Origin of the sequence: Paenibacillus sp. FSL R10-2199 (assembly GCF_038000235.1) — a bacterium.
In the GTDB taxonomy this organism is placed as follows: Bacteria; Bacillota; Bacilli; order Paenibacillales; family Paenibacillaceae; genus Paenibacillus_AQ; species Paenibacillus_AQ phytohabitans.
Window position 1 is genome coordinate 208398 of the sequence record NZ_JBBOBO010000002.1, and the last position, 13309, is coordinate 221706.

The following is a 13309-nucleotide window of genomic DNA, read 5'->3' on the forward strand; positions in this document are numbered from 1 at the left end:
TCTCCTCCCGACTGCTTCGCGCAGATTACGGTGCGAATGTTGTTTTCTCTATTTATGCTCTGTTTCTGCTGTGTTTCTGCTCTATTACTGCTCTGTTCTGCTCCATTGTCCGCTTACTCTTTCAGTGCTCCGATCATAACGCCCTTGACGAAATACTTCTGCAAAAACGGATAGATCATCAAAATAGGCACCGTTGCGATAATAATCGTCGCGAACTTGATAGATTCACTGATGCGGAACACCTCATCCTGCGTAACGCCGGCCAGCATATTCTGCGCGGAGGACTGAATCAGAATTTCCCGCAAAATCAGCTGCAGCGGAAACAGATCACGGTCCTGCAAATAGATCATCGCCGAGAACCAGCTGTTCCAGTGTCCCACCGCATAGAACAGCGTCATTACCGCCAGTACAGGCATCGATAACGGCAGCACAATCCGCAGCAGAATGCGGAAGTCATGGGCACCGTCGATTTTGGCCGATTCCACGAGGCTCTCCGGTATGGACTGGAAGAAGGTCCGCATGACGATCAGGTTAAAAGCACTGACCGCGCCCGGCAGCAGCAGCGCCCATCTTGTATCGTACAGTCCGAGCTCACGCACATTCAGATAGGCCGGAATCAGCCCCCCGCTGAAGAACATCGTGAACACGATGAACGCCATGATCAGGCTGCGCCCCTCCAGATTCTTTCTGGACAGCGGATAAGCGCCCAGAGTGGTTAGAACCAAATTGATAAAAGTGCCCGCGATGACATAAATGAACGTATTTCCGTAAGCGGTCCAGATCCGCTGGTCCTCAAAAACCAGCTTGTACGCATCCACATTAAAGCCCTTCGGCCAGAAGCTGATCTCGCCGGCGGCGATTGCATGCGCATCACTGAATGAGGATACCAGTACATACCACATGGGATACAGGAACAGGAAGGAACAGAAGATTAGGAACAGAACATTGCAGCTGTCAAATATCAGTTCCGGAATGCTGCGTTTGATTACCACTGTCTTCCCTCCTAAGAGTTTTGTTAGGATGACTTCACTGATCAGCTTCGTACAAAACTAGCTTCGGAAGCATACGCCAGAGTTTAATGGAGCTATACTTCCTGTGTGAACAGCGCACTTAAACTGGCTTCGGAAGCATAGCTCCCCTCACCATAAGCTGCTCTCGGTGGTCTTCCGGCTGATCCGGTTCGCCAGCACCAGCAGCGTGAAGTTGATCACGGAGTTGAACAGTCCCACCGCCGCCGAGAAGCTGTAATCGGCTTCCATGACACCGCGTCTGTAGACAAAGGTGGAGATGACGTCTGCCGTGACGTAGGTTCCCGGATTATACAGCAATATAATTTTGTCCCAGCCCACATTCAGCAAGGTCCCGACATTTAGAATCAACAGGATCAGCACTGTGGGCAGAATTCCCGGCAGTGTAATGTGGGTAAGCTGCTTCCAGCGCCCGGCCCCGTCCACAACTGCAGCCTCATAGAGGCTTGGGTTAATGCCGGACAAGGCTGCCAGATAGATGATAGAGTTCCAGCCCAGGCTCTGCCACATGCCTGAACCGACATAAATGGTGCGGAACCACTCCGGCAGGATTAGAAACTGAATCGGCTCAGAGATGATTCCAATGCCGAGCAGCAGGCTGTTGATAATGCCTCCGGGCTTCGTGAAGTCAATAATCATGCCGCAGATGACAATTAATGAAATGAAATGCGGCAGATAAGACACCGTCTGCAGGAAGGACTTCAGCTTTTTGATCCGCAGCTCATTAAGCAAAAGCGCAAAGACCAGCGAAGCCGGAAAAATGAACAGCAGCGAATAAAAGCTCATTAGGAAGGTGTTCTTCAGCAAACGGAAGAAATAATAACTCTCAAAAAACTTCTCGAAATTTTTGAAGCCCACCCAGGGGCTGCCGGCCACTCCTGCGAAAGGATTGAAATCCTTGAAGGCGATTATCGCCCCGTACATCGGTTTGTATTCAAAAATGAGGAAATACAGCACAGTGGGCAGCAGCATGAGATAGAGATAACGGTTAGCCATCATACGCTTCAGCGAAAGGGAACTCCGTTTCGTCCGCTGTTTCCTGCTTTTGGCCTTGATTGCATTTACGGGTACTGCCATAGGGGGCTCCTTTCCCGGACAGAGGCGAGGGTACCGGTTATCTTAGTGCCAGGGAGCTGCCGGAATTTCCAGCCCACCCGGCTAAGACAGCCCTGCTCCGCTTATTTTCCTTTAAAACGCTCATATGCAGCCTGATACTGCTTCAGCACCTCGCCAATCCCCATTTGCTCCAGCTGCTTCATGACTTTGTCATAATCCTCGAAGCTCTGGCGTCCCATAATCTGGGCATTGATCGTTTCAGCCACATAGGTCTGAATGTCAGCCATAAGCGGGACCACAGTTTCATTTTCTTCAGCCGTGAATTGTACTGGCGGCAGCTTCGCGTCAAAGTCAATATAATCCTTGTAAATCTCCAGCGGATTCTCCGTTTGCCCGTTCGCTTCACGGATCTGTTCGGCATAACGGGTATCGGCCACTGTAGCCCAGCTTCCGCCGCCGATGGTATGGTTCAGCAGCTCCTGCGTATTGGTCAGCCCGTTCGTAGGATGAGTAACCTCTTCCTTATATACCGGCTCGCCGTTCACCAGATCATAAGACTTGCCTTCCACCCCGAAATTGTTCAGCAGAATACCTTCTTCGGAATACTGGTAGTCCAGCCACTTCATCACTTCTTCGGGATGTGCAGTCTTTGAGGATACTGCAAGTCCATGGGCCGCAGCCTGCCAGCGGAAGGAGACATGGCGCTGATCACCGTTAGGCCCCTTTGGAGGAATGGCTGCTGCAATTTTGAAGGTGTCATGCTTGCCTTCCATCAGCGTTGTGAAGTTCCCCATATAGGACCCCGACCAGCCGAACCAGGCACCGGCCACATCCGTGGTAACCTTCTCGGTCAGCGTCTGGAACGTTGTGTCCACCAGATAGTTCGGGTCCAGCAGCTGTTCTTCATATAGACGGTTCAGATAGGCAACAACATCCTTGAACCGCGGATCATTAGGCCCGAATTTCACTTCACCGTTATCCACGAAGAACCCGTATTCGACACCAAAGGCCGGTGCGAACAGCATCATAATGTTCTCCAGATTGACGGTGACGAGCGGAATTTCATCTTTTTTGCCATTACCATTGGGATCCTGCTCCCTAAAGGCTTTAAGCATGTTATACCAGTCTTCTGTAGTTTGCGGCATCTGGAGTCCCAGCTTCTCCACCCAGTCACTGCGGACCTGAGGGAACATTTGGGTCAAATCCTGGGAATCGAGTACGAGGTTCGGCAGATAATAGATATGCCCTTCAGGCGAGGTGATTTGTCCCCGGATATCCGGGTGGTCATCGAGGAGCTTTTTGAAGTTTGGTGCATATTGGTCAATCAGATCTTCCAGTGGAAGGAGCGCTCCCTGAGCGCCGTATTTGCCGGATTCCGTCCCCCACAGATCGTTATAGATGATATCCGGAAGCTTGCCGGAGGACATCAGCAGACTGAATGCTTCTGCGCTGGCTTCTGTACTGTGCTGAAAGTTGATATGAACGTTGGTGTTCTCTTCCATTTGCTGAAAGGAGTACTTCTCATTAAAATCGGTTCCCCGGAAATTCCCCCCGCTTGGGGACCAAAGGGACAGCTCCAGCTTGTCCGCCACAATCGGCACCTGAAGGCCGCCAACGGACCGGCTTCCTTCTACAGGAGCAGCCGTCTCACTCTGAGTACCCGAAGAGGCCGATGGTTCAGCGGCGTTGCCTCCATTATTGTTTGACCCTCCACAGGCGGACACCAGTGTAACGAGCAGTGTCAGGACCGGCAACAGCAGAGCTAGCTTCCTTTTAGCAACATTCATAATTCAGCCCCCTATTAATAAGTAAAAGTAAGATAGTTCCTATGAGATATTTACTAACACACGATAAGGGAATCAACAGTACATCAACATTTCGTTTTTACGGAATAGCTATCAGCGCCTTTCCTCTTGATTTTCTCCTTCAGCCTGTACATTTCTCAATAATTGTGACGTTTTTCTCAATCTTGACTTCTTTTTGATTTATATCCAAGCTATTCAGATCTATATTTTCGCATTACTGATATACATCTGATGTATACATTATATTTTCACCTTCCATTGAAGTCAATTAAATTTTGACTATTTATCAGCATTTATGTAATTATACATCACATTGATATTTCATCAATCGAATTTCTCATCATAATATTGTGAAAAAGCTAACATGATTTGATATGAAATATTTCATTATTTTCATTTCATGTTTTCTTTTTACACCACTTCTAGCAGTAACACAGCAAAAAAAGCGTAATAATAGCAGAATCCTGCCATCATTACGCTTAATCACCGATCCAGAACCGCTGCAGCCTCGCTCAGGTGAGCGTGTCCGTTGCCCTATCCGCCTTCGCCCTGTTTTCTTCAGCAATCAGCCGGCCCATTTCCTCATACATAGAGGTCTCATCAATCATTCTGGACCAATACGCATTCAAGAGCTTGCGGAAGCTTTGCAGTACAGCAATAGGAAGCCCCAGATCTCTGAGGTATGAAAATGTTGGAAATAGCTCTCTGTACATCAGATATCTCGAAGGACGGTTCAAATGATCATCCACGGTCATTTCAGCAATCCGTTTGCGTGCCGGAATACTGACCGAACGTTCGCGGATCATCCGCTGCGCCTCTGCCGAAGCCAGGAAGCTGACGAATTGCCGTGCCGCCTCTTTCTGCCGGGAATTCCCCACAACCGCCGCACCGATGGTGACGAGCAGTGTTTTTTGCGGGTCCCTGGCTTTGAGTGTTGGAAGCGGGGCCAAGTCATAATCCAGGGGAAGGTCCTTGAACTCGTTCAGATTGTAGTAGGTCGCCAGGATCATCGATACCTGCTCCTGCACAAACAGCGATATTGTCTCATCCTCGTGATTGCCAGCCAGATATTTGGGGAAGATCTGATGATTGTTCACCAGCCTGCTGTATATATCCAGACTGTTGGCGGTCTCGGGACTCAGTGTGGGATGGTGTCCTCCGTCCTCCGTGATCCGGATTCCGCTCTGCAGCAGAAACACCGAATAGCGGTTCTCGGAGGCGGGTACAAAATACACGGCATGGCGCCCCCGTTTCTCCGACAGCTGCCGTGCCGACTCCATCAGATCATCCCAGGTCCAGTAACTGTCCGGTTCAGGCAGGTCAGCCTCACGGAAATGGGCTTTGTTGTAGCAGAGCACCACGGGAGAGAAGGAAATCGGATAAGCAAACAGCTGTCCCTCATGCAAAAAGGCTTCGCTGGTAATTGGATACAGCCCCGGATCGGGCTCCAGCGCTTCAAGCAGCTCTGCGGACCCGTTCTCGGCCATCTCCTGAAACTGGGTACTGTTGAGGGACAACACATCCAGCATTCCGTTATTCATCAGCTCCAAGGCCGAATTCACATGATCGAAGTCATTCAAGGCGAGCGGCAGAACATGAATCCCGGGATGCAGCCGGTGGAATTCTGCTATGAGATCGTCCAGCTTGAAGTCCTTGGTCAGGGAAGAGCTGCAGCCGAAATGGATGCGAATCCGCTCCCTGACCGACTCCATTACCACGCTGCCCACACGGTCAATCTTCAGAATCAGACCTTCTTGTACAAGGACATCCAGTCCTCTGCGGACGGATTTGTTACTGAGCTCAAACTGTTTGGCCAGCAGGCTCTCGGCAGGAAGATACGCTCCCGGCTGCAGAATACCGCTAAGAATATCTGTTCGGAGCTTGCTTACCATATAATCCAGTCTTTCCCGGAAGGACTGACGTCCTGATTTATTATTCATGTATTATTCTCCCTGCACCACTTAAATTTACATCATCACCTTTTTATTGTGCTTCAACATGGAAAGGTTGTCAAACGCAAATCGGCCTGCTCCTTAACCTTAAGAATTTCTTTTTCCAACAGATTAATGTTGTTGAGGATGCTCTGATCATCCGGGAGATATCCGGAGGCTAACTTGTTATGATGATAGGATAGTTCATATTCATTAAGGTGGTAGTAACACAGGCCCAGCTGCATGTGGGGCAGCCAGGTTCTGGCCACATCATTAGAGATGGCCCAAGGATTAACAGGCGGCGGCGATTCGATAGCCAGCTTATACCAGTACACCGCCTGATGAAATTGCTCCTTTTCCAAAAAGAAATAAGCCAGCCGGCAGCAGAATTCCGGACGGGGAATATCATAGGTGAACGATTTGAAAATCCACTCCTGCTCCTTGTCCCGGTTTCCCATGTGGTAATAACAATCTGCCAATTTCGAACAGACATGAATTATATCTTCTATTGTACGCTGATTAGAGTCTATGAATTGCAGGTAAAAGAGAACTGCCTGTTCATAGAAGCGATGCTGATGCAGCTCCATGGCATAATGCAAAGTATCCCGTGCTGTAAATTCCACCCCGGAGGACAACAGCAGTTCATAAATTCTCAGGTTCCGCTTAGTATCTGAACGGCTATGATTCTTCAGATGAGTAATCACAATATCACTGTCCAGACAGCCTTCTTCTATCGACAAATCCTCATGCACCGCCCCGGTCCACTCGTAATTCCGGGAGCGTCTGACCAGCCTTACGCGCCGGACCTTTAATGTGGCGTTCCCGTATTCATCAAAGTCGCAGTGATAAGGCATAGACACCCGATCAATGTCAGGAGACAGAGAATGTTTGAGCTCCAAAAGCTTCTGCAGCTCCGCAGGCAGCAACACATCATCTGCATCAAGCCATAGGATATAATCCATTGCCGCTTGCGCAAATGAATAGTTCCGTGCCTCGGCGAAATGATGCTTCCACTTATACTCCCGGACATGAGGCGTCCATCGCCCGGCTATTTCTTTGGTGCTGTCCGTTGATCCGGTATCCACAATGATGATTTCATCCACGGCCTCCTGTACAGATTGTATACATCGTTCCAGTGTAGCTTGCTCGTTCCTCACGATCATGCACAGACTAATTGTAATCATCGCGCTCACCTCTTGTTAAGGATTGATCCCTACTCCTAAAGGGGTGGTACCTACCGTTATGCTGGAAGTGACAGTATTTCTGTTCCCGTCGATAACGGAGATCGTATTGCTCCCGGCATTCGCCACATACGCACCATTGGTCAGAGGATTTACCGCTACACCGAGCGGACTGATCCCCACTGGAATGGTGGCGGCAACGGTATTGGTACTTCCGTTAATGACGGACACATTGTTACTGCCCTGATTGGCGGAGTAAATCAGATTAGTGTTAGGATTCAATCCGATGCCGCTTGGTACTATACCTGCCGGAACCGTAGCGATAATGGTATTTGACAAACCGCTGATCACCGAAACATTGCTGCTGTTTGAATTTGTCACATAAATCCGGTTGGTACGGGTATTCACTGTTACTCCTACAGGAACAGCCCCAACAGCAACCGTAGCAATAACGGCATTGGATATTCCGCTGATGACAGAGACATTGTTGCTGCCTGTATTTGCTACATAGATCCGGTTGGTGATCGGGTTCACCCACGCACCGAATGGCCCGGCTCCTACGGCCACACTGGCAATCACTTCATTGCTGCCCCCGTCAATCACCGAGACATTATTGCTCCCTGAATTCGTAACATAAATCCGGTTGGTATTGGGATTTACTCTTACCCCATTTGGTGTAGTCCCCACAGTAACAGTAGCTATAACCGTATTAGTGCTTCCATCTATCACCGAGACATTCCCGCTATCCTCATTGGCTACATAAATCCGGTTGGTTACAGAGTTCACCTCTACACCAAACGGCCCCGCACCAACTGCAATCGTAGCTACAACAGCATTCGTATTCCCGTCTATCACAGAAATATTGTCGCCGCCGTTGTTGGTCACGTACATCAGATTAACCGAGGCGGGCTCCGCTGATCCGGTAGCTCCGGTAACTCCTGTGGCTCCTGTGGCTCCGGTCTCTCCACTCGCACCCGTAGCTCCTGTAACTCCCGCAACTCCTGTAACTCCCGTAGCTCCAGTCACTCCCGTGGCTCCAGTCACCCCATTCACTCCTGTCACTCCCGTAGCTCCATTCGCACCCGTTGCACCAGCCACTCCCGTAGCTCCCGTGGCTCCCGTCACCCCCGTCACTGCTCCTAATAATTCAGCGGAAACCAGCCTGTGCGCCGTCACCAAATTACCCGTAGCGTCTTTTCCCCATGCAGAAATCCAGATCTCATCGTTCACGGAAGCAGATGTGGTGAAAAGAAATTCAAAGGCATTCAAATCCGCGTAATAAGTTCTGGTTATCACTTGATTCGGGGACAGATTCAGAGTTTCACTCACATATAATGTTCTTGTCCCATCCAAAAAATAGCCTTCGACCACAACCGTCGAACTGGAGACACTGCTTCTATTATCGACTTTGACTGTCACCTGCTGCGTAGGCCTTACCCCGGTTGAGGCTGAGACATTGTTCTCAATCGGTCCCGTAGATAATAAGCTCATCGTCACCACTCCCCTTTCACTCAGATTGATATAAAACAATTTTTCAATATAGTAGTATTCGAATTTAATAGTGAAGGTATAGACGTAATGCCTTTTTAGCGCATATTGTTCTTTTGCCTCACTGGAAAATACAAAAAAAACCGATCCAGCCGGATCGGAGTTTGAGTTGTTTCTTATAGCGTATCTCTAAACCTTACTTAACTGCTCAACCGCCTGCTGCTCATCCGCCAGGAAAAAAACATCCTTCCCGTTATTGCATTCATAAATGAAGTCACGCAGACTCCGGCTCGTGTATCCGCTGAAATCTCCTACGATCGCCACCTTCAGCTGATAATTGATGAACTTCTGTAGAATCTCACCGGCCAGCCGGGTCTTCAAATCAAAAAATCTTTCACTCAGCAGAGCTTTATGTATGACTATCCGGTCGCAATCGACTTCATACCGTACCGTTGCCATTAGATCCAGCGCATCCTGGACATCACTGACTAAGGTCTCGCTGCCGCTCACTACGGCTATCGTTTTTCCGCCGTTTACTACTGGTGTTATATTCATTACCAAATCCTCCTAATATGTACTTAGAACTCACATTCCATTATAGACTCAGCATGACCTTGCGGATCCACTCCTCATTCTTCAAAACCTCAGGTTCATAACTCTCCGGATAGGCCGTTGGATAGCGGGATTCGTCCATCAGCACATCCGGCGCAGTCCCGTAGATTTCATTAATCCGGCCTTCAGCGTTGCTGTTCAGGTCCGTTTCGAGTTTAAATATAATCCCGCTGTTCGGCAGAGCGTACCTGTAAGGCTCCATATAGACACAGGCTCCACCCGCCGTATTCGTTCCGGCCACCGTTCCCAGGCCCAGCTTGCGGACAGCGGCCGTGAAGTTGTCTGCTGCCGAGAAGCTGTCACCGTCTGCAAGCACATATACCTTTCCGTCAAAGAGAAAAGAATCTTCCGGCTGCCAGTACTTGGTCACCGTATAAGTGTCCCAGTCCGCAGAGTCTACTCCCGGGAGTTGCTCTTTCTTAACCTCTGTTACGTCATATCTGTCCTTATTGGTCAGAGTAGAGCTGACGAATTGTTTGTACAGGCGAAACCGCAGCCCGAAACGTTCACCGAATAATTTCTTCACGCTTGCGGATTGCTCGTAATCCACGGGCGCTTTTAACAAAGGCTTCAGCAGATTATCCGCCCAATAATCATCATCACCGCCGCCGTTCCTCCTTAGATCAATAATCAGCTTACTGTATTTCCCTCCCGACTTCTTCATGAAATCCTGAATAACCAGTCGGTCCTGCTCCTTATACATATCTGCAAAGCTAAAAATCCTTATATATCCGGTCTGGTCATCCAGCTCAACGGGGATAACATTGCTGTCAGGCTGTTCATTCCGGTATGGCGCCGCATATCCCTTGTACACCAAGAAATCCCCCTTGGCCATCGTGCCATCCGGGCGGACCGCTTCAATCATCCAAGCACCGTTCCCCGGATCAGCACTAAGTAGCGTCTGCAGGTATACCCGATGAAGCGCAGCATCCCAAACTAGATGAAGCCGTGTCTGCAAAGACTTAACATAATCCTCAACATCCAGACCGTTAATTCGCTCAATTATTGAACCTTGCGGAAAAAGAGTCTCTCTCGCCTGATAATCCTGCGCCAGCACATATTTACCCTGCTCATAGTGGATGTCTGCTTTGCTGTGCACATACATCTCCACACCGGCCGCCATGTTAAGCCAGTAGTCTCTGGAGCGGTAGGCTTGTTTATCAATGTTATAGAAGAAAGCAAGCATAGGATTGTACGGCTCATCAAAGACCACCTGTGCATGGCCGGCTTGCCCCAAGAATGTCATGTATTCATAGAACAGCCGGAGAAATTCAGCATTATCGGCAGATTCCCCGGCCCGGGTTATGAATGCCTGACCGATTACGTCCATATTCTCAAGACCTTTATCCTGCTCAAGCGCCTTATCCAGCGGATAAACCTCCTTCACGAGCTTGGCCAGATATTCAAAATCCTCCCGCTTCCGGGCCGCTGTTAATTCAGGCACCTCTTGTTGCGGACCCTCGCGCCATATCGTTCCTATGAAGGCCAGCAGTCCCATAAGTACTAGAAATATCAATAGCAGCACATACTTCCTCATCTTCCGGCCTCCGGCAATATAACAGAATCATTCCAGATAGATTATAACGTTACCGGCAGACTGTGTATGTTAAAAAAGCCGTACACATAGCGTATAATAGACACTACCAAAATTCACAGCAAAGGATATGAGAAACATGAACTTGAGTATGAACTGGATTACGCTCAGAGTGCGCGATCTGGAGGCTTCCCTTGATTTCTATCACAGGATTCTGGGCCTTCCCATTGAGCGCAGATTTGAGAGCAGAGGCAGGCAAATTGTCATGCTGGGTGCAGAAGGACAACCGAAGATCGAGCTTATTCAGGGAAGTGATCCGGCGCTAAAGCCGGAGTGCGGTATTTCAGTAGGTTTCGAGGCAGGTTCACTGGACGAGGCTATGAAGGAGCTTAGTAACGAGGGAATTCCGGTAGCACGCGGACCCGTCTCGCCGAATCCGCATCTGCGGTTCTTTTACATTCTAGACCCGGACGGCTTCGAAGTACAGATTGCGGAGCATTGCTAGCTCCTGTTCTGACAAGCATGATCAAGTTTAATTTCAAGCGAATCAGCAAACTACGGTAATTGAGTATAGGCTAATGCTAATTAATGAGTCGTGCTTAGAGATCGCCGCCGTAGTTTACCCAGTACATAGAGTATTAAATGGAAAAACGTATCTTAATTTCGCTCTTTTGACTAATTTCAGGATTTTAGTTGGAGAAACGTCACTTAATTTCTCACATTCACTCTACTTTATGGCCTTTACCGCAAATTAAGTGCTGTTTATCCAACTGCTGTCCGGCGAGGGCTTCTCTATTCATCAGCAAGTGGAGAAAATCATAACTATTTCCGGCGCTGATTCAGCCCAACCCTCGCCAACGCTGCTCCCGGATGCCTTAGCCGCCTCTTCAGCGATATTCCAACTTTATTATTCACGCCTTAAACGATAAAAAAACGGCATCTCTGCCGTTTCTTGTGTGATGGACTCTCAGGGGCTCGAACCCTGGACAAATAGATTAAGAGTCTACTGCTCTACCAACTGAGCTAAGAGTCCGTATGTGTCTATGTATTCTGATCTACAAGACGATAATCTCTAAGCTGTGAACGCCCGCTCAAAAGATACTTTCATAGTATACTTAATATAACTCCCCTTGTCAACAAATAATTATATTCCCTCTTGCTCAGCCGTTAACTGCTGCAGTACAAAGCCCTGAAGCACCTTGCACTGCGCAGTTTATTTCATATTCAGCTTACCCTCGGACAATCTGTGGACTTACTCTACACACGGTTCTTCCGGATCATCACATAATAAATCGGGAGTCCGGCCAGCGTAATGCCGATCCCCACCAGCGAACGCAGCGGATCACTGATGATCGTGCTGGCCAGAATATAGATTCCGCCTGCCACGCCAAGTATCGGGGTGAACGGATAGAGCGGCACGCGGTAGCGGCCTGGTTCATACGGCATTTTCTTGCGCAGGATGAACACGCCGAACACACCCATCGTAAAGAAAATCCACAGGACAAACACCAGCAGGTCTGTCAGCGTATTGAAAGTTCCCGAGAAGATGTAGATCACCGCCAGCACACTCTGAAAAATAAGCGCATTCGCCGGGGTCTGGAACTTCGGATGAATACTGCTGAGCACCCGGGAAAATGGAATCTGCCGCTTCTCCCCCATCGCCTGCGGCACCCGCGCAGCGGTCATCAGATACCCGTTCAGCGCTCCTAATACGGAGACAATGATGCCTGCTGTAATAAAAGCTCCGCCGCCGCTGCCGAATAGCGCTTCTGCCGCATCTGCACCCGGAGTCTGGGAGGAAATAATCTGATCATAGGGCAGCGCTTTGAACACTGCAATGTTGAACAGTACATATACAGCAATTACAAATATAACGCCGATCGAAATGACTTTTGGCAGTGTTTTGGCCGGATTGTTGATTTCACCCGCCATATTGGTCACGCTGATCCAGCCGTCATACGCCCAGAGTGTGCCCAGAACCGCCGCCCCGAAGCCCGCGCCTGCCGCTGATGCACTGATTCCTCCAAAGCCGGGAGCCAGATCCGAGAACAAGCCTACGCCCACGATGCCCGCTACCGGAATCAGCTTGCCCACAGTTGCCACAGTCTGGATGATTCCGCCGAACCTTGTGGCGATGACATTTATCAGCAGAATGAAAGCCAGAATACCCACGGCCAGCAGCTTCTGCTGCCAGTGATTCAACGGCAGGAAGTAGCCGGAGTATGTGGCAAAAGCAATCGCCAGCGCGGCAACAGAAGCCGGATAGGAGATCACAGCCTGCACCCAGCCGAGCAGGTAGCCGAATACCCCGCCATACAATTCACTTAAATATGTATACAAACCTCCTGACTTCGGAATCGCGGCAGCATTTTCCGCCACGCTCAGCGCCGAAGCCAGTGTAATAATCCCCCCGGCACCCCAGGCCAGGATACTCATCCATGGAGTTCCCGCGTTATTCAGCACAATCCCGGGCTTCAGAAAGATCCCCGATCCGATAATCATCCCTACCACAAGGGCCAGGGCTTGCATGAAGGTGATACTTTTGGTTAACGGCTTCGAATTCATAATGTGATTCATTGTCCTTTCATTCTCAGGTTTTTATTTATCAAACGTCCTCCAGGCTAAATTCAACTCTGCACTCCCCTATTGCACAGGACAAATTTCTGATGAGGGT

General features: G+C 49.4%; 10 protein-coding genes and 1 tRNA gene. 1 reads left to right on the forward strand and 10 read right to left on the reverse strand.

What is annotated here, in order from left to right:
- Positions 1–113: 113 nt before the first annotated feature.
- The 8 genes from NYE33_RS29055 to NYE33_RS29090 all read right to left on the reverse strand — a co-directional run bounded on the left by NYE33_RS29055 (position 114) and on the right by NYE33_RS29090 (position 10638).
- Entirely contained in the window at positions 114–992 is an 879-nt protein-coding gene (locus NYE33_RS29055) for a carbohydrate ABC transporter permease (protein WP_042135479.1), read from the reverse strand.
- A 147-nt stretch (positions 993–1139) separates the two neighbouring features.
- On the reverse strand, positions 1140–2105 hold the full coding sequence (locus NYE33_RS29060) for an ABC transporter permease (protein ID WP_042135478.1): 966 nt from the start codon (positions 2103–2105) through the stop codon (positions 1140–1142).
- Between the two features lie 101 nt (positions 2106–2206).
- Positions 2207–3871 carry an extracellular solute-binding protein gene (locus tag NYE33_RS29065; RefSeq protein ID WP_341068896.1) on the reverse strand — a complete coding sequence of 555 codons (1665 nt, stop codon included), beginning with the start codon at positions 3869–3871 and terminating at the stop codon, positions 2207–2209.
- A gap of 530 nt (positions 3872–4401) precedes the next feature.
- A complete protein-coding gene (locus NYE33_RS29070; RefSeq protein WP_042135476.1) occupies positions 4402–5829 on the reverse strand; it encodes an extracellular solute-binding protein in 1428 nt (475 codons plus the stop codon).
- 53 nt (positions 5830–5882) lie between these two features.
- Positions 5883–7004, reverse strand: coding sequence for a glycosyltransferase family 2 protein (locus tag NYE33_RS29075; protein WP_042135475.1), 1122 nt, complete (start codon positions 7002–7004; stop codon positions 5883–5885).
- Between the two features lie 15 nt (positions 7005–7019).
- Positions 7020–8492: a YVTN family beta-propeller repeat protein gene (locus NYE33_RS29080; RefSeq protein ID WP_341068898.1), complete on the reverse strand. Its 1473-nt coding sequence runs from the start codon at positions 8490–8492 to the stop codon at positions 7020–7022.
- A gap of 186 nt (positions 8493–8678) precedes the next feature.
- Positions 8679–9044 carry a DUF4180 domain-containing protein gene (locus NYE33_RS29085; protein ID WP_042135473.1) on the reverse strand — a complete coding sequence of 122 codons (366 nt, stop codon included), beginning with the start codon at positions 9042–9044 and terminating at the stop codon, positions 8679–8681.
- Between the two features lie 40 nt (positions 9045–9084).
- Positions 9085–10638 (reverse strand): S41 family peptidase, encoded by a 1554-nt coding sequence (locus tag NYE33_RS29090; protein ID WP_340947101.1) that lies wholly within the window; start codon positions 10636–10638, stop codon positions 9085–9087.
- Positions 10639–10774: 136 nt separating this feature from the next.
- Here NYE33_RS29090 and NYE33_RS29095 point away from each other — a divergent pair, with 136 nt between their 5' ends.
- Positions 10775–11140: a VOC family protein gene (locus NYE33_RS29095; RefSeq protein WP_052421766.1), complete on the forward strand. Its 366-nt coding sequence runs from the start codon at positions 10775–10777 to the stop codon at positions 11138–11140.
- Between the two features lie 455 nt (positions 11141–11595).
- Here NYE33_RS29095 and NYE33_RS29100 read toward each other — a convergent pair.
- Positions 11596–11668, reverse strand: a tRNA-Lys gene (locus NYE33_RS29100).
- A gap of 224 nt (positions 11669–11892) precedes the next feature.
- Positions 11893–13200, reverse strand: coding sequence for an APC family permease (locus NYE33_RS29105; protein WP_341068901.1), 1308 nt, complete (start codon positions 13198–13200; stop codon positions 11893–11895).
- Between the last annotated feature and the right edge of the window lie 109 nt (positions 13201–13309).

What these genes read in the sequence shown, in the direction of transcription:
- NYE33_RS29075 (WP_042135475.1), bottom strand. Translation starts at nt 7,004, where the DNA reads ATGATTACAATTAGTCTGTGCATGATCGTGAGGAACGAGCAAGCTACA.
- NYE33_RS29085 (WP_042135473.1), bottom strand. Translation starts at nt 9,044, where the DNA reads ATGAATATAACACCAGTAGTAAACGGCGGAAAAACGATAGCCGTAGTG.
- NYE33_RS29060 (WP_042135478.1), bottom strand. Translation starts at nt 2,105, where the DNA reads ATGGCAGTACCCGTAAATGCAATCAAGGCCAAAAGCAGGAAACAGCGG.
- NYE33_RS29065 (WP_341068896.1), bottom strand. Translation starts at nt 3,871, where the DNA reads ATGAATGTTGCTAAAAGGAAGCTAGCTCTGCTGTTGCCGGTCCTGACA.
- NYE33_RS29070 (WP_042135476.1), bottom strand. Translation starts at nt 5,829, where the DNA reads ATGAATAATAAATCAGGACGTCAGTCCTTCCGGGAAAGACTGGATTAT.
- NYE33_RS29090 (WP_340947101.1), bottom strand. Translation starts at nt 10,638, where the DNA reads ATGAGGAAGTATGTGCTGCTATTGATATTTCTAGTACTTATGGGACTG.
- NYE33_RS29105 (WP_341068901.1), bottom strand. Translation starts at nt 13,200, where the DNA reads ATGAATTCGAAGCCGTTAACCAAAAGTATCACCTTCATGCAAGCCCTG.
- NYE33_RS29095 (WP_052421766.1), top strand. Translation starts at nt 10,775, where the DNA reads ATGAACTTGAGTATGAACTGGATTACGCTCAGAGTGCGCGATCTGGAG.
- NYE33_RS29080 (WP_341068898.1), bottom strand. Translation starts at nt 8,492, where the DNA reads ATGAGCTTATTATCTACGGGACCGATTGAGAACAATGTCTCAGCCTCA.